Source organism: Kitasatospora sp. NPDC057738 (assembly GCF_042798815.1).
In the GTDB taxonomy this organism is placed as follows: Bacteria; Actinomycetota; Actinomycetes; order Streptomycetales; family Streptomycetaceae; genus Kitasatospora; species Kitasatospora lactacystinica.
Window position 1 is genome coordinate 58,415 of the sequence record NZ_JBHVJT010000023.1, and the last position, 21,693, is coordinate 80,107.

The following is a 21,693-nucleotide window of genomic DNA, read 5'->3' on the forward strand; positions in this document are numbered from 1 at the left end:
GCGTAAAGGCAACAGAACGACAACCTGAGGGCGCCCACCGGGGACGGGCTGGGGCGCGAATGCGGCTGGGGAGTGGGACCCGGTGGTCCCGCTCCCCGCCTCTACTGTTCAGTGCTGTCCGCGGTCAGCGCGTCAGCGCCACCACTGGACCGCCTTCTCGGCGTTGACCAGGCCCGCGCCGTAGAAGCCGTTGTCGTCCGCGCCGCCCTCGCAGGTGGCCTTCCAGGTGCCGGCGCCGCCCGGGTTGAACTCGCCCTTCGGGCACGGGACGGACTCGGCGTGGGTGGTCAGCAGCTCGGTCAGCTCGTCCGGGCTGGCCCACGGGAAGGTGCTGGCGAGCAGCGCGGCCACGCCGGCGACGTGCGGGGTGGCCATCGAGGTGCCCTGCATGTAGCCGTACTTGCCACCGGGGATGGTGGACCGGATGCGGCCGTCCTTGTCCGGGGTGTTCGGGAACTGGAAGCGGCGGTCGCCACCCGGCGCGGTGACGGTCACGACGCCCTTGCCGTAGCTGGAGTAGTACGCCTTGACGCCGTCGGAGCCGACCGCGGAGACGGCCACGACGCCGGGCAGCTCGGTCGGCAGCGACAGGCAGTCGTTGGTGACCGGGCGGGTGCCGGGGGTGGTGTCGTCCGGGCTGGCCACGTCGACGGTCTTGTGCGCCAGGTCGATGTTCTCGTTGCCGGCGGCGGCGATGTTGAGCACGCCCTTGCGCTGCGAGAAGGCGACGGCCTTGCGGACGGCGTCCGAGATGGCCGCCTGGTCCTTGTCCGTCTTGCAGTTGAACATCCACGGGTCGACGAAGTAGCTGTTGTTCGTGACCTTGAAGCCGTGCTCGCCGGCCCAGACGAAGCCGCAGACCGCGTTCTCCGGGTAGATGAACCCGCCGTCGTCGACGACCTTGACGGCGGCCAGCTTCACGTTCGGCGCGACGCCGACGATGCCCTTGCCGTTCTTGGCGGCGCCGATGGTGCCGGCCACGTGGGTGCCGTGGTCGCTGGTGGTCGGCTGCCAGGCCTTCCAGTCGGTGTTCGTCTTGCCGTCGATGCAGGAGACCGACTGCGAGGCGTCCACGTTGGCGGCAAGGTCCTCGTGGGTGGCGTCGATGCCGGAGTCCAGCACGCCGACGGTCACGTTGCGGCTGCCGAGCGAGATCTTGTGGGCCTTGTCGGCACCGATCTGACGCATGTCCCACTGGTAGGCCTCGTCGGGGTCCTCACCCGGGGCGGCCGCCACGGCGGCCGACTCGGTGGCGACCTCGGCCTTGCCCTGGTCGGAGGCCTGGATGCCCTTGGTGCGGCTGGCGCCGACCGAGTCGACGCCCTTGGCCAGGCGCAGCTTCTCGGCGAACTTGGTGTCGTTCGAGCGGGCGACGACGACGCCGACCTGCTCGTAGGACTGGACGACGGTGCCGCCGAGGCCGGTGATGGCCTTCTCGACCTTCTGCACCTGGCCGTGGTTGGCCTTGGTGTTGACGACGTAGCTCATCAGCGGACCGGTCGTCGAGTCGGCCGCGGGAGCCGCGACGGCGGTGCCGGCCGGCAGCGCGAGGGCACCGGCGGTGGCGAGCACGACGCCCACGGCCGCGTACCGGGTACGGCTGATCCGAGGAACACGCATGAGGGTTGGCCTCCCGAGGCGTCAGGCGGCAGCTGCGGTGGGCAGGTGCGCTTGGGAATGACCGGGACGCTAATGAATATTTGGTTATAAGCGCAAGGGGTAGTCATCTAATCGTCACATCTTGACCAGGAGCAGGGGTTACCGCCGCCCGGCGGTCAACAAGGAAACAGAGGTCAAGAGTGTTAAAAAGTGATGGTTCGTCGACGTGCTGCCACACCCGCCACGGCATCCACCACCAGGACGGATCGCACCCCTACAACGCGTACAGCCGACGCGCGTTGTCGGCCGCGAGCAGCCGCGCCACCCGCCCGGCATCGGCCGCGGAGCAGGCGCCGTCGGCTCGCCAGTCGGCGAGCACCGCACCCAGTCCGTACCAGAACTGACAGGTGCCCACCAAATAAAGTTCGGGCAGCCCGTAGGCATCGGTGGAGAACAGCAATTTGCCGAACGGGGCCAGCTCCAGCATCTCGCCCAGCACCGCGGCCACCCGCGGCCCGGTGTAGGAGGCGGTCAGCCCGAGGTCGGTGTACACCGTCGGGAAGGCCTGGGCCAGCCAGGCGGCCTGCCGGTGGTACGGGTACCCGTGCAGCAGCACCAGCGGGACGCCGCTGGGCTCGGCGGCCCGCACGAAGTCCGTCAGCAGCGACGGGTCGGCCCGGTGCAGGGTGAGGTCCGGATCGCCGAAGCCGGTGTGGAGTTGGAGCGGCAGGCCGAGCCCGGCGCAGACGTCCACCGCCGTCCAGAGCAGGTGGTGCAGCAGCACCGGGTCGGTCAGCCGGCCCCGCCCGCCGCGCAGGTGGGCGCCGGCCGCGGCCACCACGGCCGCGGCGGAGGGGCGTTCGGCGGGCGCGGCCAGACCGTGCCGGTAGGCGAGCACCGACTTGACCGCGACGGCCCCGGCCGCGGCCGACGCGAGCGCCTGTGCGACGGCCCGCGGCCAGTCCCCGGCGCCGGCCGTCACCGTCTCGGCGACCGACTCCAGCCGGACCACCTCGCGCACCGACGCCCCGGTGGCCGCGGCGAGTTCGGCCAGCGGCAGCAGTTCGTGGCCGGCGGCGGTGGCCAGCCCGGTGTCCACCAGGCAGGTGTCCAGGCCGGCCGCCGCCAGCAGTCGCCCGGTGGACTCGGCCGCGCCCAACTCCTGCCGCCGGGCCAGGTAGTCGGCGGCCGGGGCGTGCGCCGGCAGGCCGAGCACGGGCGGGCACCAGCGCCGCACCGCGAGGCCCAGCGCGCTGTCGAAGGGCGAACAGCCGGGAGCGGGCGGCCGGTCGGACTCGGTGAGCAGCCCGGCCAGGGCCTCGTCGGCGAGCTCGGCCGCCACCACGCTGTGGCAGTGGTGGTCGACCAGCGCGGGCTCCCCCGGCCGGGCCACCGTTCAGTACCGCCAGCGGGTGGCCATGACCAACTCCTCCGGAGTGACGGCCGCGTACTGCTCCTGCTCCGCCCGTCGCACCGCCAGCACCGCCTGGTAGAGCGGCTCGCCGAGCGCCTCGCGCAGCACCGCGGAGCGCTCGTACGCGGCGATCGCCTCGGCCGGGCCCGCCGGCAGCCGGGGCACCGTGCCGGGCTCGGCGGCCGCCGGATCCCCGGTGAACTCCGGTGGCAGCGCGCGGCGCTGGTCCAGCCCGGCGAGACCGGCGGCGATCACCCCGCCGACCGCCAGGTACGGGTTGGCGCTGGCGTCGAAGCACTTGACCTCGGCGTTGGCCGCGGCGGCCCGCTCCCCGGTGGAGCCGGTCACCAGGCGCAGCGCGGCCTCGCGGTTCTCCAGGCCCCAGCACTGGTAGGCGCCGGCCCAGTGCGAGGGCACCAGCCGCAGGTACCCGGCCGGGCTGGAGCAGCCCAGCACCAGCAGTTCGGGCAGCGCGTCCAGCACCCCGGCGAGGAATCCCTCGGCCTCGGCCGTCAGGCCGTGCGGACCGGGGCCGCCGTGGCCGAGGTTGCGCCCGTCGCGCCAGAGGCTGAGGTGCAGGTGCGCGCCGTTGCCGACGCCGCCGGTCTCGACCACCGGGGCGAAGGAGACCCGCAGGCCGTGCCGGGCGGAGACGGCCCGGACGGTGTGCCGGACCAGGACGGAGGTGTCGGCGGCGGCGACCGGGCCCTCGGGGGCGACCGAGACCTCGAACTGGCCCGGGGAGTACTCGGGGTGGATCTGCAGGACGGTCAGCCCCTGCCGGCCGAGGGCGCGCAGGACGTCGCGCAGGTAGTCGGAGAGGTCGGTGACCCGGTGCATCCCGTACGCCGGGCCGTGCGTCGGGTACTGCGGGTCCTCCTTCGGGGCGCCGGCCAGGGCGACCGTCCACTCGACCTCGATGCCGGCCTTGAGGCCCAGGCCGCGCGCGGCCGCCGTGGCTTCGGCCCGGCGGGCGAACAGCCGCTGGCAGCCGGGGTGCGGGGCGCCGGCCTGGGTGTACCTGTCCCCCGGGGCCCAGGCCCAGCCGGGCTGGGCGGCCAGCGGGACGACCCGGTCGAGGTCCGGGTAGAGCCTGAGGTCCCCGGTGGGGCCGCCGATGATCGCGCTGGTGGTGATCGCGTCGTCGGCGAGGAACACGTCGAAGCAGGGCGCGGTGCCGACGCCCCACTGCGCGGCGTGCACCAGACCGCCGAGCGGCACGGCCTTTGCCCGGGTGATGCCGGCGTTGTCCACCCAGGTGACGGCCACCGCCTCGACGGCCTCGGTGCGCAGCCGGTCGACGGCCTCCTCGGCGCGCTCGGCCCGGTCGGCGCGCGATGGCAGCGCGACGGCCGCCGCGGCGGCGGCGGCGAGCCGTTCGGCGGTGACGGGCGGCTCGTCGGGACCGGGCGCGGTGGGGCCGGCGGTGGCGGTTCCGGTGGTCATGTCCCCATGCTGCCCCGCAGGTCGGGGTCGGATAACTCCCCTATCGGGTGGTCCTCTTGGCAGCCGCGTTCACCCGTTCACCCGTTCGGGGCGAACCTGGCCGTCCACTCCCCCGCGGTGATCCGCTCCAGGGTGTCCGGGGCGGCGTCGGTCGGGCCCGGGTAGAGCCGGTAGAGCGTCCCGCGCGCCTGCGCCGGCGCGGGCACGTCGGCGTGCACCAGGGCGGCGAACGCCCGGGCGCCGTCGAGGCGTTCGGCGATCAGCCGGGCGGTGTCGTCCGGCGGCAGCTCGGTGCGCCGGTCGCTCTCGTGGCGGGCGCGCAGCCGTTCGGCGAAGGCGCTCACCGGCTCGTCCGCGCCCCGCCGGTAGACGTCGAGCCCGCGGCCGGTCCGGTCGCGGACCAGCACCTCGTCGCTGCCCGCCGCGGCGGTGGCGCAGGCGAGGTCCCAGAGGGTGGCCCGGGAGCCGGGGGCGAAGTGCGTCAGGACGTCGGCGGCCAGCGAGCCGATCCTGGCGTGGTGCCGGTCGAGGTTGTGGAACCCGCTGCCGGCGCCCGCGTTGAGGTCGGTCCAGGTGTAGTCGCGGCGCTGCAGGTCGACGATCATCGGCACGCAGATCCTGGCGTCCCCGGCGAGGTCGAGGCGCTGGCGGACGCCCTTGGGGTGGAAGCCGCTCTTGCGCTGCCGGGCCGCCTCGGACGGGGGCAGGACCATGAAACCGGCGAAGGCGTCGGTGAGGTCCTCGAACGGGACGTCGTTGTAGCTGAACACCACCACCACCGCGTACCGGGCGCCGGCCTCGCCCAGCGCCGGCAGGTCGAGGTCGACGAACTCGGTGGCGCCGTGCGGCGGCGGGGCGCTGGTGTAGTCCCCGGAGTGGACGGCGGCCCGCGGCCCGGTGACCAGCCGGGTGTAGTCGCACAGGCCGACGAACTGCCACTCCTCGTCGTAGAAGGCGACCGACAGGTCGAGGTCCACCCGCTGGTGCGGGCGCTGCGTCCAGTGCAGGAACAGCCTCAGCCGCTGCCCGTCCGGGATCCGCTGCACGCTGCCGCGCGGCACGGCGACCAGGGTCCTGGCGCTGGCGCGCTCGGCGAAGGGGACGACCAGGTCGGCCAGCGCGGCGTCCAGCACGGCCACCTCGTAGCGCTCCGGCCCGTGGGCCGACCGCCCGGCCCGGCGCAGCAGTTCGGCCTCGATCAGGGCGCAGACGGGCGCGCTGAGAGCGGCCGGGACGGGCGTGCCCCGGTCGGCCCTGGCGTGCGCCGAGGCGACCCGGCCGCGCGGGAAGTACAGCCGCCGCTCGCCGTACTCGCGCGGCGCGCGCAGCCGTCCGTACGCGCCGAGCAGCGGGCCGGGGGCGACGGCGCGCAGGGCGCCGGGCAGCGCCTCGGCGAGTTCGGCGGGCAGCGGTTCGCCGGGCAGCCAGGCGGCGTGGACCCGCAGCAGGTGGTGCAGTCGGCGCACCAGTTCGCCCGGACGGCCGGCCAGCAGCCGGACGGCGGCGGGCAGGTCGCCCTGCCCGAGGGCGCGCTCGACCCGGGCGGCGAAGGTCTCCACGGTCAGCCGGGTGTGGCCGCCGGGCGTCTCGCTCACGCGCAGGGGGGCGGGCGCCTCGCGCAGCAGCGGGCCGAGGCCGTGGAGGTCGAGATCGCTCTGCCGGACCACCGCGAACGCGGCCGCCGCGTACGGGAAGCGGGCGCGGTGCTCGTACGGGTGCAGCAGTTCGCCGGCCCGCAGCCAGGGCTCGCGGTGGCGGCGCAGGTCCTCGGCGAGGGTGCCGACCGGGAACGCGTCCAGGACGGCGAGCAGGTCGCGGCGCAGCGGGCGGGGCAGGTTGCGCAGGCGCAGAGTGCGGGCGGTCTCGGGCAGCAGGTCGGGCTCGGCGCCGGACCACGCCCAGATCAGCCGCAGGACGTCGGTGGCGGTGGTGAGGTGGGCGGCCAGCAGCGGCCGGGCGGCCTCCCGGTCGCGGTGCAGCAGGGCGGCCAGCACGGTGGCGCGGGTCTCCCGGACGGGGATCTCGGCGGGCAGCCAGCCGGCCGGGTCGTCCGGGGCGTGGTGGAGCAGCAGGGCGAGGTCCTCGCGGTCCTGCGGGCTCAGCGGGGTCTGCCGGGCGAGCAGCGCGGCCAGCCCGGTGGCGGCGAGGAGGCCCACGTCCTCGGGGTCGGCCCGGCGCAGCGGCTTGAGCTGCGGGCCGGCCCGCAGCTCGCGGGCGGCGTTGCGGGCGGCCCTGGTGTCGTTGGACAGGCGGCGCCCGCGCTCCAGCGGGGTGCGGCAGAGCGGGCAGTGGGGGTCGCCGCCGTTCTCGACCAGTTCCAGGTAGCAGTCGCCGCACAGCAGGTGGGCGCAGGGGGCGAGGGCGCCGATCCCGGCCTCCAGGCTGTCGCGCTCGCAGACCAGGCAGATCTGGCTCGCCTGGCAGAGGAGGTAGCCGCGGACGAGTGCGGAGTAGTCGGCGTGGGCGTGGGAGGGCACGCCCTCGGGGAAGCGGCGGAACAGCGGGGTGTGGCCGCGGTCGGCGCCGAGCATCGCGTCGATGCCGCGCAGCAGCCGGGTGCCGGCCGCGGCGAGGTCGAGCGGGCGCAGCCGGCCGAGCGCGGCGCGCAGCGGGGCGGTGAGCACGTGGCCGCGCCGGACGAGGTCGGCCTCCAGGGCGACCAGCCCCCGGGCGGACCACGGCAGGGGCTCGTCGGGCCCGGCTCCGGGCTCGACCCGGACCATCCCGTGGCGGTGCAGCAGGTAGGCGTCCAGTGCGGCCTCGGGCGCCACGGCGTTCTGCTTCTTCACTGCTCTTCCCCCGGTGGACACGACGAAGCGGGGGCGGAGAGTGGGCGCACTCGGGTTCATTTTGCAGATGAGTGAGAAGGAAGCACGCCGCGGAGCCGCCCCCGCGTCGATCACCCTAGCGAACGCCCGCCCGCGGCCCCGAACGGTTTTCCGCCCACGCCCCCTTCCTACTCACCAGTAGCTTCGCTACAGTGGCCGGACACGCACCTCCGCCGGGCTTCGGGAGCCGCACCGGCGGCAGGCCGCGGTCGCCGCTTCTCCGGCGCCCGCGCGGTGCGCTTTCACCGGCAGGTGCCGCGGACCGCGGCGGGCCGGGTTCCTCCTCGTATCAGAGCCGCTTCCTTCACCTTCGAGCGCCTGAGCACCACGGCACATCCGCAGTTCGGCCGGAGCGGACCGGCCCCTGCCCGGATGCGCCCCACCCCGTCATCTCCCCAGCCCCCGCGCGTGGACCCTCCTCCGGCGGCGGCCGCCCCCGGCGCGCGTCCGGGCGCGGCGGCGCGCCCGCCGGAGCACGCGCGGGCCCTTCATGACTAGGAGTCAGGACAGATGGAGCGTCCCTTCCCCACTGTCGCCGTCGTCGGCCTCGGCACGATGGGTGCCGGCGTCGCGGTGGCGGTCGCCAAGAGCGGCCGCCGGGTGATCGGCATCGAGGCCACCGAGGACTCGGCCGCCCGGGCACTGGCCCGGATCGAGGAGGCCACCGCGCACGCGGTCGACCGGGAGCGGCTGACCGCCGAGGAGCGCACCGGGCTGCTGGCCCGGATCTCCGTCGGCCACGACCTGACGGCCGCCGCCGGGGCGGACCTGGTGATCGAGGAGGTGCCCGAGCAGCTGGAGCTGAAGCGGGAGGTCTTCGCCGAGCTGGACCGGATCTGCCCGGAGGCCACCGTGCTGGCCACCGGCACCACCGCGCTGTCGGTGACCCGGATCGCCGCCGCGACCTCCCGTCCGGAGCGGGTGCTCGGCCTGCACTTCTTCAACCCGGTGCACGGCATGAAGCTGGTCGAGGTGGTCCGCACCGTGCTGACCTCCCCGCGGACCGCCGAGGACGCCGCCGCCTTCGCCCGCGACCTCGGCAAGGAGCCGGTGGCGGCCGGCGACCGGGCCGGCTTCGTGGTGAACGGCCTGCTGTTCGCCTACCTGAACCAGGCCGCCGCGATGTTCGAGTCCAAGTACGCGTCGCGGGAGGACATCGACGCCGCGATGCGGCTCGGCTGCGGCCTGCCGATGGGCCCGCTGGCGCTGCTCGACCTGATCGGCATCGACACCGCCCGCACCGTCCTGGAGGCGATGTACGAGCAGTCCCGGGACCGCCTGCACGCGCCCGCCCCGATCCTCGGCCAGCTGGTCGCCGCCGGGCTGCTGGGCCGCAAGACCGGCCGCGGCTTCTACACCTACGAGGCGCCGGGCTCCTCCCGGGCCGTGGACGCGGCCACCGGGCCGGCCCGGCCGAAGGTCCCGGGCCGGCCGGTGCGCACCGTCGGCGTCTGCGGCTCGGGGACGATGGCCACCGGCATCGCCGAGGTGTTCGCCAAGGCCGGGCACCCGGTGCTGCTGGCCGCCCGCAGCCAGGAGAAGGCCGAGAAGGCCAAGGCGCAGCTGGCGAAGTCGCTGGAGCGCTCGGTGGCCAAGGGCCGGCTGTCCGCCGGGGCGCGGGACGCCGCGCTGGCGCTGGTCACTCCGGTCGGCCAGTACGCCGAGCTGGCCGAGGTGGACCTGGTGGTCGAGGCGGTCGCCGAGGACCTGGCGGTCAAGCGGGAGCTGTTCGCCACCCTGGACAAGATCGTCAGGCCGGGCGCGGTGCTCGCCACCACCACCTCCTCGCTGCCGGTGATCAGCTGCGCGACCGCCACCTCGCGGCCGCAGGACGTGATCGGCATGCACTTCTTCAACCCGGCCCCGGCGATGAAGCTGGTCGAGGTGGTCTCCACCGTGCTGACCGCGCCGGACGTCACCGCCACCGTGCTGGAGCTGACCACCGGGGTCCGCAAGCACCCGGTGGAGTGCGGCGACCGGGCCGGCTTCATCGTCAACGCGCTGCTCTTCCCGTACCTGAACGACGCGGTGCGGATGCTCCAGGAGCACTACGCGACGGTGGACGACATCGACACCGCGATGAAGCTCGGCTGCGGCTACCCGATGGGCCCGTTCGAACTGCTGGACGTGGTCGGCCTGGACGTCTCGCTGACGATCGAGCAGGTGCTGCACCAGGAGTTCCGCGAGCCCGGCCTGGCCGCCGCGCCGCTGCTGGAGCACCTGGTCGCGGCGGGCTGCCTGGGCCGCAAGACCGGCCGCGGCTTCCGCGACCACGCGCGCCGATGACCACGCCGCAGGCCGGGGGCGGCCCGTACGAGACGCCGTACGGGCCGCCGCCGGCCGGACCGCACGCGGCACAGCCTTACGGATCCCCGCCGCACGGATCCCCGCCGCACGGGGCGCAGCCCCAAGGCGGCGCGGCTTCCGGCAACGGCGCCCCGCCGCAGGGATCCGCGCCCTCCGCGGCCTCCGCGCGCCCCGGTTGGAGCCCCGGGACGGTGTCCTCCCGCTGGCCCCGCCCGGCCGTGACCGGTCCGGTCGCACCGGTGCGGCGGGGAAGGGCCGTGGCCGCGCCGTCCGGGCCGTGTAGCGTTCCGGACATGGATCGGGTTCAGTCAAGCTCCCCGCAGCACCCCGCCGGGCCGCACGGCGGCGACGGCCGGACCGCCCCCTCGACCGGGGGCACCGGGCCGGACGGCGGGCCGGGCAGCCGCCGGGCGGCGGCGCAGCGCCAGCAGATGCGCCAGGACCTGGCCACGGCCGCGATGGAGCTGTTCGCGTCGCAGGGCTACGAGGAGACCACGGTCGACCAGATCGCGGCCGCCGCCGGGGTGGCCCGGCGCACCTTCTTCCGGTACTTCCGGTCCAAGGAGGAGGCGATCTTCCCGGACCACGACGACACCCTGGTGCGGGTGGCCGACCTGCTGGCCAGCGCGGAGCCGGAGGAGCACCCGCTGGACGTGGTCTGCCGCGGCATCAAGGAGGTGCTGCGGATGTACGCCTCCACCCCGGGGGTGTCGGTCGCGCGGTACCAGCTGATCCGTCAGGTCCCGGCGCTGCGCGAGCGGGAGATCGCCGTGGTGGCCCGCTACGAGCGGCTGTTCACCCGCTACCTGCTGGGGCGCTTCGACACCGGCGAGTCCATCCCGTCCGGCTGGCAGCGCGGCGGCGAGGACGACTCGATGCTGGCCGAGGTCTCGGCGGCGGCGGTGGTCGCGGCGCACAACCACGTGCTGCGGCGCTGGCTGCGGGCCGGCGGCCGGGGCGACGTGGAGGCGCAGCTGGACCACTCCTTCGAGGTGATCCGGCGGACCTTCTGGGCCGCCAGCGCGCCGGGTGCCAGGCGTCGGGGATCGCTGGTGGCACCGGGTGCCAATGGGACCCCCGGGGACACCGGGGCGGAGAGCGCACTGAGTGCCAGTCCCGGAGGTGAGGTGCTCATCACAGTCGCCCGGACGGACGCTCCACTGGAGGTCGTGGTGGACAGCATCCGGGCCGCACTGAGCGGCGCCCGGGAGTCATAAGCGCAGTATTCACGCAGGTCAGAGCGGTATCGAGGGCCCGCGCCGAGAAGTCGGCGCGGGCCTTTCGCATGCCCGCGCAACGCGCGTCACGCCGCCCCGGAGGCCGCCGGAATTCGTGACACCCGGTGTCTTTACGAGTGGCACAGGGTGCCACTACCTTGTTACTCACCAGTCGCGGCGCCGCGGCTCCCCACCTCGGCGCGCCGTCGTCCGGCGTTCCCACACCCCGGGAGCAGAGCCAGAACGGCCCGGTCCACCCCGGGTGCCCAGTCTGACCCGCCCACCACCCACCTCAGCGAAGCCGGTGTCCGCTCCCGGCTCCCCCAGACGCCCTGTGCCCTCACACAGGTACGCCTTCGGAGGCAGCCATGCAGGAAATCCTCGACGCGATCATCAGCACCGACACCACGTCGGCGGACTTCGCGGCGATCAAGCTCCCCGAGTCCTACCGCGCGGTGACGCTCCACAAGGACGAGGAGCAGATGTTCGCGGGCCTCGACAGCCGCGACAAGGACCCCCGCAAGTCCCTTCACCTCGACGAGGTCGCCCTGCCCGAGCTGGGCCCCGGCGAGGCCCTGGTCGCCGTCATGGCGAGCGCGGTGAACTACAACACCGTCTGGAGCTCGATCTTCGAGCCGGTCTCCACCTTCGGCTTCCTGGAGCGCTACGGCCGGCTGTCGCCGCTCACCAAGCGCCACGACCTGCCGTACCACGTGGTCGGCTCCGACCTCGCCGGCGTGGTGCTGCGCACCGGCGCCGGGGTCAACGCCTGGAAGCCGGGCGACGAGGTCGTCGCGCACTGCCTCTCGGTCGAACTGGAGTCCGCGGACGGCCACAACGACACGATGATGGACCCGGAGCAGCGCATCTGGGGCTTCGAGACCAACTTCGGCGGCCTGGCCCAGCTGGCCCTGGTGAAGACCAACCAGCTGCTGCCCAAGCCCAAGCACCTCACCTGGGAGGAGGCCGCCTCCCCCGGTCTGGTCAACTCCACCGCCTACCGCCAGCTGGTCTCGCGCAACGGCGCCGGCATGAAGCAGGGCGACAACGTGCTGATCTGGGGCGCCAGCGGCGGCCTCGGCTCGTACGCCACCCAGTACGCGCTGGCCGGCGGCGCCACCCCGATCTGCGTGGTCTCCAACGACCAGAAGGCCGAGATCTGCCGCGCCATGGGCGCCGAGGCGATCATCGACCGCTCCGCCGAGGGCTACCGCTTCTGGAAGGACGAGCACACCCAGGACCCGCGCGAGTGGAAGCGCCTGGGCGCGAAGATCCGCGAGTTCACCGGCGGCGAGGACGTGGACATCGTCTTCGAGCACCCGGGCCGGGAGACCTTCGGCGCCTCGGTGTACGTCACCCGCAAGGGCGGAACCATCGTCACCTGCGCCTCCACCTCCGGCTACATGCACCAGTACGACAACCGGTACCTGTGGATGTCGCTCAAGCGGATCGTCGGCTCGCACTTCGCCAACTACCGCGAGGCCTTCGAGGCCAACCGCCTGATCGCCAAGGGCAAGATCCACCCGACCCTGTCCAAGGTCTACTCCATGGAGGAGACCGGCCAGGCCGCCCTGGACGTGCACCACAACAAGCACCAGGGCAAGGTCGGCGTGCTCTGCCTGGCCCCCGAGGCGGGCCTGGGCGTCACCGACCCCGAGCTGCGCGAGAAGCACCTGCCGGCCATCAACCGCTTCAGGAACGTGTGAGACCCGCCGATGACTGAGCCCCAGAAGCGCGACCGGCCCTGGCTGATGCGCACCTACGCCGGCCACTCCACCGCGAGCGACTCCAACGCGCTCTACCGGCGGAACCTGGCGAAGGGCCAGACCGGCCTGTCCGTCGCCTTCGACCTGCCGACCCAGACCGGCTACGACTCCGACCACGTCCTCGCCCGCGGCGAGGTCGGCCGGGTCGGCGTCCCGGTCGGCCACGTCGGCGACATGCGCACCCTGTTCGACGGCATCCCGCTCGAACGGACCAACACCTCCATGACGATCAACGCCACCGCGATGTGGCTGCTGGCGCTCTACCAGGTGGTCGCCGAGGAGCAGGGCGCGGACGTCGCCAAGCTCACCGGCACCACCCAGAACGACATCGTCAAGGAGTACCTGTCGCGCGGGACGCACGTCTTCCCGCCCGGCCCGTCGGTGCGGCTGATCACCGACATGATCGCCTACACGGTCGGCAACATCCCCAAGTGGAACCCGATCAACATCTGCAGCTACCACCTGCAGGAGGCCGGGGCCACGCCCGTCCAGGAGATCGCCTACGCGATGTGCACCGCCATCTCGGTGCTCGACGCCGTGCGCGACTCCGGCCAGGTGCCGGCCGAGCGGATGGGCGAGGTGGTCGCCCGGATCTCCTTCTTCGTCAACGCCGGCGTGCGCTTCGTCGAGGAGATGTGCAAGATGCGCGCCTTCGCCCGGCTGTGGGAGAAGGTCACCCTGGAGCGCTACGGCGTCACCGACCCCAAGCAGCGCCGCTTCCGCTACGGCGTCCAGGTCAACTCGCTCGGCCTGACCGAGGCCCAGCCGGAGAACAACGTCCAGCGGATCGTCCTGGAGATGCTGGCCGTCACCCTCTCCAAGGACGCCCGCGCGCGTGCCGTCCAGCTGCCCGCCTGGAACGAGGCGCTCGGCCTGCCCCGGCCCTGGGACCAGCAGTGGTCGCTGCGCATCCAGCAGGTGCTGGCGTACGAGTCGGACCTGCTGGAGTACGGCGACATCTTCAACGGCTCCGAGGTGATCGAGGCCAAGACCGACGCGCTGCTGGCCGGCGCCGAGGCGGAGATCGCCAAGGTGCTGGAGATGGGCGGGGTGATCCCGGCCGTCGAGTCCGGCTACCTGAAGTCCAACCTGGTCGCCTCGCACGCCGCCCGCCGGGCCCGGATCGAGTCCGGCGAGGACAAGATCATCGGGGTGAACTGCTTCGACACCACCGAGCCGAGCCCGCTCACCGCCGACCTCGACACCGCGATCATGGTGGTCGACCCGGCCTCCGAGCGGTCCGTGCTCGCCGCCCTGGAGGCCTGGCGCGCCGAGCGCGACGAGGCCGCCGCCCAGGCGTCGCTGGCCGAGCTCAAGGCCGTCGCCGCCACCGGGGCCAACCTGATGCCGGCCACGCTCGCCTGCGCCCGGGCCGGCGTCACCACCGGCGAGTGGTCCTTCGCCCTGCGCGAGGTCTTCGGCGAGTACCGCGCGCCCACCGGCGTCGGCGGCGCGCCCGTCGCCGTGGCCGCCGAGCCCGGCGGCGAGCTGGAGCAGGTCCGTGCCGCGGTCGCCGCCACCGCCGCGGAGCTGGGCGCCGGCAAGCTGCGCCTGCTGGTCGGCAAGCCCGGCCTGGACGGGCACTCCAACGGCGCCGAGCAGATCGCCGTCCGGGCCCGCGACGCCGGCTTCGAGGTGGTCTACCAGGGCATCCGGCTGACCCCGGAGCAGATCGTCTCCGCCGCCGTCGCGGAGGACGTGCACTGCGTGGGCCTGTCCATCCTCTCCGGCGCGCACAGCGAGCTGGTGCCCGACGTCCTGAAGCGGCTGCGCCGCGCCGGGGTGGAGGATGTCCCGGTGATCGTGGGTGGCATCATCCCGGCAGCGGACGGCGAGGCCCTCAAGGCCGCCGGCGTCGCCGCCGTGTTCACCCCGAAGGACTTCGGCATCACCACCATCATCGGCCGGATCGTGGACGAGATCCGGCTGGCCAACAAGCTCCAGCCGTGGACGCCCGCACCGACCGCGGCCACGAACTGAACAGCTGACCAGCTGACCACTGGGAAGGAACCCTCGATTCTTATGACTGCTGTGAACCGTCTGCGCCCGCGCCGCTCCTGTCTCGCCGTGCCGGGCAGCAACCCGCGCTTCCTGGAGAAGGCCCAGGGCCTGCCGGCCGACCAGGTCTTCCTCGACCTGGAGGACGCCTGCGCCCCGCTGGTCAAGGAGAGCGCGCGCCACAACATCGTCGACGCGCTCAACAACGGCGACTGGGGCGGCAAGACCCGCGTCGTGCGCGTCAACGACTGGACCACGCACTGGACCTACCGCGACGTGATCACCGTGGTCGAGGGCGCCGGCCCCAACCTCGACTGCATCATGCTGCCCAAGGTGCAGGACGCCGAGCAGGTCAGGGCGCTCGACCTGCTGCTCACCCAGATCGAGAAGACCATGGGCTTCGAGGTCGGCCGGATCGGCATCGAGGCGCAGATCGAGAACGCCAAGGGCCTGATCAACGTCGACGCCATCGCCGAGGCCTCGCCCCGGCTGGAGACCATCATCTTCGGCCCCGCCGACTTCATGGCCTCCATCAACATGAAGTCGCTGGTCGTCGGCGAGCAGCCGCCCGGCTACAACGCCGACGCCTACCACTACATCCTGATGCGCATCCTGATGGCCGCCCGCGCCAACGACCTCCAGGCGATCGACGGCCCGTACCTCCAGATCCGCAACCAGGAGGGCTACCGCGAGGTCGCCCGCCGCTCGGCCGCCCTCGGCTTCGACGGCAAGTGGGTGCTCCACCCGGACCAGGTCGCCGCCGCGAACGAGATCTACTCGCCCTCGCAGGAGGACTACGACCACGCCGAGCTGATCCTCGACGCGTACGACTACTGCACCTCCGAGGCGGGCGGCGCCAAGGGCTCCGCCATGCTCGGCGACGAGATGATCGACGAGGCCAGCCGCAAGATGGCGCTGGTCGTCGCCGGCAAGGGCCGGGCCGCGGGCATGCAGCGCACCACCAAGTTCGAGATCCCGGAAAGCTGAGGGCCCACGGCATGCAGTTCGGACGCACCTACGAGGAGTTCGAGGTCGGCGCGGTCTACAAGCACTGGCCCGGCAAGACGGTCACCGAGTACGACGACCACCTCTTCTGCCTGCTCACCATGAACCACCACCCGCTCCACATGGACACCAACTATGCGGAGAAGACGACGGACTTCGGCAAGAACGTCGTGGTGGGCAACTACATCTACTCGCTGCTGCTCGGCATGTCCGTCCCGGACGTCTCCGGCAAGGCGATCGCCAACCTGGAGATCGAGTCGCTGCGGCACGTCGCACCGACCTTCCACGGCGACACCCTCTACGGCGAGACCACCGTGCTCGACAAGTGGCCGTCCAAGTCCAAGGACGACCGCGGCATCGTGTACGTCGAGACCAAGGGGTACAAGCAGGACGGCACGGTCGTCTGCGTCTTCCGCCGCAAGGTGATGGTGCCGACCGAGACGTACATCAAGGAGCGCGGCGGCGAGCAGCCCGGTCGTCCGACCCCGCTCTCCTGAGCCCCTCCCTCCCCGCCTTCTCGGCCTCTCCCCTCTATAGGGGGCCTCCTTCCACGGACGGAGAGCCCCCTCGAGAGACCCCGGACGGGCAGGCCGCCGTCATCGGCCGCGCCCCACCCGGTACCGGGGGCCCTGCTGCCGCAGCCACGCCGGCAGGGCCCCCGCAATCCCCCCCCCGGGGGGAATCCCCGACTTTCCGTAGCCCCTCAGACCTTTCCGGAGCCGCACGATGGGACGCCTCGCACAGACCGACGGCCTCACCGAGATCCAGCGGGACATCCTCGCCACCGTGCGGGATTTCGTCGACAAGGAGATCATTCCGGTCGCGACCGAGCTGGAGCACAAGGACGAGTACCCGACCGCCATCGTCGAGGGCATGAAGCAGCTCGGCCTGTTCGGCCTCACCATCCCCGAGGAGTACGGCGGCCTCGGCGAGTCGCTGCTCACCTACGCCCTGGTGGTCGAGGAGATCGCCCGCGGCTGGATGTCGGTCTCCGGCATCGTCAACACCCACTTCATCGTGGCGCACATGATCAACGCCCACGGCACCCAGGAGCAGAAGGACCACTTCCTGCCGAGGATGGCCGCCGGCGAGATCCGCGGCGCCTTCTCGATGTCCGAGCCGGGCCTCGGGTCCGACGTTTCGGCCATCTCCACCAAGGGCGTCAAGGACGGGGAGTTCTACGTCCTCAACGGCCAGAAGATGTGGCTCACCAACGGCGGCACCTCCACCCTGGTCGCGGTCCTCTGCAAGACCGACGAGGGCGGCAACACGCCGTACAAGAACATGACCACCTTCCTGATCGAGAAGGAGGCCGGTTTCGGCCCGAACCCCACGGTTCCCGGCCTGACCGTGCCCGGCAAGATCGAGAAGATGGGCTACAAGGGCGTCGACACCACCGAGCTGGTCCTCCAGGACGTCCGCATCCCGGCCGACCGCATCCTCGGCGGCGTCCCGGGCCGCGGCTTCTACCAGATGATGGACGGCGTCGAGGTCGGCCGCGTCAACGTCGCCGCCCGCGGCTGCGGCGTCGCCCGCCGCGCCTTCGAGCTCGGCATCTCCTACGCCCAGCAGCGCTCCACCTTCGGCAAGAAGATCGCCGAGCACCAGGCGATCCAGTTCAAGCTCGCCGAGATGGCCACCAAGGTCGAGGCCGCCCACCAGATGATGGTCATGGCCGCCCGCAAGAAGGACAGCGGCGAGCGCAACGACCTCGAGGCCGGAATGGCCAAGTACCTCGCCTCCGAGTACTGCAAGGAGGTCGTCGAGGACGCCTTCCGCATCCACGGCGGCTACGGCTTCTCCAAGGAGTACGAGATCGAGCGCCTCTACCGCGAGGCCCCGATGCTGCTCATCGGTGAAGGTACTGCGGAGATCCAGAAGATGATCGTCGGGCGCCGGCTCCTGGAGGAGTACCGGATCGCCGACTGATCCCCGGGCCGCCCGCCGACGGACCACGTCGCCGGGCGGCCCCCTCGAACCGCCGGTCGACGGGCGTGCGGGCCCGCGCCGGCGGAGCGCCGTGCCCCGTCACGGGCCCGGCCTGGTCCGCCTGGGTCCGGCACGGCCCTCCGGAAGCGGCCGCAGGGCGTACAGCTGCAACGACGCGCCCGGCGGCCGCTTCCGCACACCCGCTTGCGGCCGCTACGGCCGTTTCGCCCCACCGGGTTCCGTCGGCGTACCCGTTGAGACAAGAGTCACCAGCCCTGTCGGGTCCCTTGGGAACCGGACCGGGTCGAGCTACGGTCGTAGGAGTGGACGCGCACACGCGCCGCCACCGGACACATGAACGAGCAGGCGGGTTGCCCACCCACCGTGTGCTCCCGATAGCATCCACCGGGACAGCAAGCCGTCCCTCTATTACCGATCCCGCGGTGGCCCCCGTCCAGCGGCCATGATCCCCCGCGACAAAGGTCTTCGATGCCCATCAGCCCGTCCCCTCACACCTCCGTCACGGACCGCGATGCCCTCGCAGCCCCGACGGCCGGTCGGCGACCCCGCGTGACCATCGCGCGCGGAGCCACCCCCTGGTTCGTCCCCACTCTCGCCACGGCCGCCGTGACCACCGCCCTCACCCGGCGCAGCGGCAAGTGGGCCCTGGCTGCGGTACCCGCCTGCGCGCTCAGCGCGGGCATGCTGTGGTTCTTCCGCGACCCCGAGCGTGAGATCGGCACGGGCAGAGTGATCTCCCCCGCCGACGGCGTGGTGCAGAGCATCGACGCCTGGCCGGACGGCCGCACCCGGGTCGCGATCTTCATGAGCCCGCTCAACGTCCACGTCAACCGCGCGCCCCTGCCGGGCACGGTGACGTCGGTCGAGCACGTCGCGGGCGGCTTCGTCCCCGCGTTCAACAAGGACAGCGACCAGAACGAGCGGGTCGTCTGGCACTTCGACACCGAGCTCGGCGACATCGAGATGGTGCAGATCGCGGGGGCCGTGGCCCGACGCATCGTGCCGTACGTGGACGCCGGAACCAAGGTCGAGCAGGGCGACCGGATCGGTCTGATCCGGTTCGGGTCCCGGGTCGACACCTACCTGCCGGCCGGCGTCGAGGTCGGCGTCGAGGTCGGCCAGAAGACCACAGCCGGGGTGACGCGCCTTGACCGTGACTGATCCTGAGACAATCGTCGGCCTGGACGACGAGGAGACGGCCCTGCGCCGCCGCCGCTGGGCGCGCGACCGCGAGCTGCGCGCCCCGCGCTCTCCTCAGCACCTGTCCACCGCCGACTTCCTGACCCTGGGGAACGCCGTCTGCGGCTTCCTGGCGATCTACTCGATCACCACCGGGGTCCTGGTCCCGCACATCACCAACCCGGACGCCGCTCCGGACCGGCACAGCGCCGCCACCGCGGTCACGCTGCTGCTGATCGGCTCGATGTGCGACCTCTTCGACGGCCTGGTGGCGCGCAAGCTGCGCTCCTCCGCCCTCGGGGCGGAACTGGACAACCTGGCGGACCTGATCAGCTTCGGCATCGCGCCGGCCTACTTCGTCGCGGTCTGGGGCATGGTCTCCCAGGGCTCCAACAGCAAGCTGTCGGCGCTCATCGCCATCACGGTGCTGCTCGCGGTGGTCCTGCGGCTGGCCCGCTTCTCGGCCGTCAAGATGCGGCCCGGGGTGTTCCAGGGCATGCCCTGCCCGATGGGCGCGATGACGGTGATCGCCATCGTGCTGCTCGACCCGCCGTTCCTGCCCGGTCTGCTCGCCATCTTCGGCGCCGCGTACCTGATGGTCAGCCGGATCGAGTACCCGAAGCCGCAGGGGCTGCTGGCCACCGCGACGCTCTGCTGGATCGTGGTCTCCATCGGCTGCCTGGCCGCCTGGGCCACCGGCCTGCCCGGTGGCAACCAGCTGATGCACGTCGGCGCGTTCGCCCAGATCACGCTCGCGGCGATGGCACCGCTGCTGGTCATCCGCCGCAAGGTGGGGCAGAAGGTCGGCGACGTCCGCGCCCGGCGGGCGGAGTCCCGGCTCGGCTGAGTCCCCGCAAAAGTCATAAGAGTCAGGGCCCGGAACCTGTTGGTTCCGGGCCCTTCTCGTATGTCATGACAATCGAGCGCCGCGGGTGCGGGGCTCAGGCACCGCCCGAGCGGAGACCCGAGCAGGGACCGGAGCGGACCTCGACGCGGTCGCCGGAGCCGCCGTCGCGGTCGCCGTGGACCCCGAACGTCCCCACAAAAGTCATAAGACTCAGGCGCCACCGGTGTGCACGCTGAACGCCGAGCGGCGGGCCGCCCGGGCCACGCCCGGGTCCGGGTGCACGCCCGAGACCGCCGTCAGCACCGAGGCCGCCCGCGGGTGACCGGACTGCCGGGCCCGCGCGAACAGCCGGACCGGGTCGCCCGCCGAGGCGCCCTCGACATGGCCCACCAGCAGCTCGGTCTCGCCGTGGTCGAGCACCGCGGCCGCGGTGTCCACCCAGAGCCAGGCCGCGTCCTCAGCGCCCAGCACGTCCGCCGGGGAGACGCCCTCGTCCGCGCGCTCCGCCAGCCACAGCAGCGCGTAGGGGCGCAGCACCGGCGCGTCCACCGCCGCGCGCACCGCCTGCTCGGCCGGGCCGCCGGCCACCCGCAGCGCCTCGAAGGCCAGTCCGCGCACCAGCGCGTCGTCGCCCCGGGCTGCCTCCAGCAGCTCGCCCACGGCCCGGTCCGCCGGACGGGCCGCGACCCATGCCCGGAACTCGGCGCGGGCCGGGCCCGGCGAGTAGTCCGCACACGCGTTCAGCAGCTCGAAGGCGCTCTGCTCGATGTGCCCGGCCGCGGTCTGCGCGACCGTGCAGATCTCCTCCAGCTTGGCCCGCACCGCCCAGTGGCCGAGCGGCGACAGCTCCGCGGCATCGTTCCTGCGCACCAGGGCGCCGACGGCCTCCAGGCCGTCGAGCATCCAGTCCAGGACGGCGGCCACGTCGGCCGGCGCGGCCGGGGTGTCGATCTGCGGCGCGCGGCAGGTGCCGCGGACGGCGGAGACGGCCGAGGCCGCGTGCGGCACCGGCGACAGCCCCGGTCCGCCGAGGCCGGTGCCGACCCGGCGCTCGTCCAGGCCCCGGCGCAGCAGCTCCAGCAGTTCGCTCTCGGCGACGGGGCCGTCCACCAGGTGCAGGAAGGAGAGCAGCTGCGGGGCCTGGTCCACGGCCTGCCCGGCCAGCACGGCGAACACGCCGCGCAGCGCGGCGGGCGGCACCGGGGCGAGCAGGGTCCAGGCGTCGAACATCGCCGACCATCCGCGCACCACGGCCTCGTCGTCGTGCTCCCAGGCGTGCAGGCGCCAGCCGGGGCCGGCTCCGCCGTCCCGGGGCTCCACGAGGCCCACCAGCAGCGCCTGCCCCCATGCCTTGGCGGCGGCGCCGACCGTCATGGCCAGCGCCCGGCCGGCCTCGCGGGCGTCCTCGGTGAGCAGTTCGCCGCGCTTGTCGACCTCGGCCAGCTCACCGGCCCAGCGGGCGACGCGGACGGCGTCCACCAGCATCCGGCGGGCCAGCGGCGCCAGCTCGGCGGGTGCCGGGAAGCCCTCGGGCACGGGAACCCTGCCCCGCCCGGGAGCCGGAGCGGGCCCTCGCCGCCGGGGTACTCCGTTACGGGGGACACCCGCCCCGCCCGGCCTGCCACCGGCGGGCCGTTGGGCCGTTCCGGGGAGACGGGTCACCGTCGCACCGGTACCGATCGTCGGCGGGAGCGGGGCATCACGGTCGCGCGGGTTCCGAGACGTCACGTCGAGCAGTCTTCCCCTTGCACCGGCCTTCTGTCACATCCGGTTGTCCGTACGACCGGGCGACCGGTGGCGGCACCTCCGCAAGATCGGGCAACAGCGGCAAACCGCCTGGCCGGAAACGTGTGACCTGCCCATGCCACTCGCATCATCCCGGTTGCCGGGAATGCTCGGGCGGTTACCGTGCGTACGGGTGGGGGGTCAGTGGCCGGGCAAATTGTTGCCCCTGACATCGGGGTGGTTTTCGCGCCGGTCGCACGGGGAATCCCCTTCCGCCGACTTCCGGCGGAGCTGTCCAGTCCGAATCCGGACGGATGACGGGCGGGGCGGGGGGATCGTGCCGCGGGGGGAGGGGGGAAGGGAGAACCCTCCATCCCCCCCACGCGGAGAGGGGAAAAAGTCCTTTGTTGGT

14 protein-coding genes are annotated in these 21,693 nt (G+C 73.0%); 9 read left to right on the forward strand and 5 right to left on the reverse strand.

Annotated features, from left to right (window positions below):
* Positions 1–132 precede the first annotated feature (132 nt).
* From ACFVGO_RS15350 to ACFVGO_RS15365, 4 genes are all read right to left on the reverse strand, one after another.
* Complete coding sequence (locus ACFVGO_RS15350; protein WP_359903359.1) at positions 133–1,620, reverse strand: S8 family serine peptidase; 1,488 nt, start codon at positions 1,618–1,620, stop codon at positions 133–135.
* A gap of 253 nt (positions 1,621–1,873) precedes the next feature.
* Positions 1,874–2,992, reverse strand: coding sequence for an amidohydrolase family protein (locus tag ACFVGO_RS15355; protein ID WP_380632141.1), 1,119 nt, complete (start codon positions 2,990–2,992; stop codon positions 1,874–1,876).
* A gap of 3 nt (positions 2,993–2,995) precedes the next feature.
* Positions 2,996–4,459 carry a glutamine synthetase family protein gene (locus ACFVGO_RS15360; protein ID WP_359903364.1) on the reverse strand — a complete coding sequence of 488 codons (1,464 nt, stop codon included), beginning with the start codon at positions 4,457–4,459 and terminating at the stop codon, positions 2,996–2,998.
* 77 nt (positions 4,460–4,536) lie between these two features.
* Entirely contained in the window at positions 4,537–7,248 is a 2,712-nt protein-coding gene (locus ACFVGO_RS15365) for an MXAN_6230/SCO0854 family RING domain-containing protein (protein WP_380632143.1), read from the reverse strand.
* 549 nt (positions 7,249–7,797) lie between these two features.
* Between ACFVGO_RS15365 and ACFVGO_RS15370 the strand changes: the two genes are divergently transcribed.
* From ACFVGO_RS15370 to ACFVGO_RS15410, 9 genes are all read left to right on the forward strand, one after another.
* Positions 7,798–9,573 (forward strand): 3-hydroxyacyl-CoA dehydrogenase family protein, encoded by a 1,776-nt coding sequence (locus ACFVGO_RS15370; protein WP_380632145.1) that lies wholly within the window; start codon positions 7,798–7,800, stop codon positions 9,571–9,573.
* A gap of 314 nt (positions 9,574–9,887) precedes the next feature.
* Positions 9,888–10,811 (forward strand): TetR family transcriptional regulator, encoded by a 924-nt coding sequence (locus ACFVGO_RS15375; protein ID WP_380632147.1) that lies wholly within the window; start codon positions 9,888–9,890, stop codon positions 10,809–10,811.
* Positions 10,812–11,179: 368 nt separating this feature from the next.
* Complete coding sequence (gene ccrA, locus ACFVGO_RS15380) at positions 11,180–12,517, forward strand: crotonyl-CoA carboxylase/reductase (RefSeq protein ID WP_359903375.1); 1,338 nt, start codon at positions 11,180–11,182, stop codon at positions 12,515–12,517.
* Between the two features lie 9 nt (positions 12,518–12,526).
* Complete coding sequence (locus ACFVGO_RS15385) at positions 12,527–14,557, forward strand: protein meaA (RefSeq protein ID WP_380632149.1); 2,031 nt, start codon at positions 12,527–12,529, stop codon at positions 14,555–14,557.
* Between the two features lie 42 nt (positions 14,558–14,599).
* Positions 14,600–15,562, forward strand: coding sequence for an HpcH/HpaI aldolase/citrate lyase family protein (locus ACFVGO_RS15390; protein WP_380354257.1), 963 nt, complete (start codon positions 14,600–14,602; stop codon positions 15,560–15,562).
* A gap of 11 nt (positions 15,563–15,573) precedes the next feature.
* Positions 15,574–16,077: a MaoC family dehydratase gene (locus tag ACFVGO_RS15395; protein ID WP_359903384.1), complete on the forward strand. Its 504-nt coding sequence runs from the start codon at positions 15,574–15,576 to the stop codon at positions 16,075–16,077.
* A gap of 229 nt (positions 16,078–16,306) precedes the next feature.
* Entirely contained in the window at positions 16,307–17,509 is a 1,203-nt protein-coding gene (locus ACFVGO_RS15400; protein ID WP_380545354.1) for an acyl-CoA dehydrogenase family protein, read from the forward strand.
* Positions 17,510–17,998: 489 nt separating this feature from the next.
* Positions 17,999–18,691 (forward strand): phosphatidylserine decarboxylase, encoded by a 693-nt coding sequence (locus ACFVGO_RS15405; protein WP_224280704.1) that lies wholly within the window; start codon positions 17,999–18,001, stop codon positions 18,689–18,691.
* Positions 18,678–19,556, forward strand: coding sequence for a CDP-alcohol phosphatidyltransferase family protein (locus ACFVGO_RS15410; protein WP_380354263.1), 879 nt, complete (start codon positions 18,678–18,680; stop codon positions 19,554–19,556). The genes ACFVGO_RS15405 and ACFVGO_RS15410 overlap by 14 nt, the downstream gene beginning before the upstream one ends.
* Positions 19,557–19,766: 210 nt before the next feature.
* Here the strand turns inward: ACFVGO_RS15410 and ACFVGO_RS15415 are convergent, their stop codons facing one another.
* Entirely contained in the window at positions 19,767–21,092 is a 1,326-nt protein-coding gene (locus tag ACFVGO_RS15415) for a hypothetical protein (RefSeq protein ID WP_359903393.1), read from the reverse strand.
* Positions 21,093–21,693: the final 601 nt, after the last annotated feature.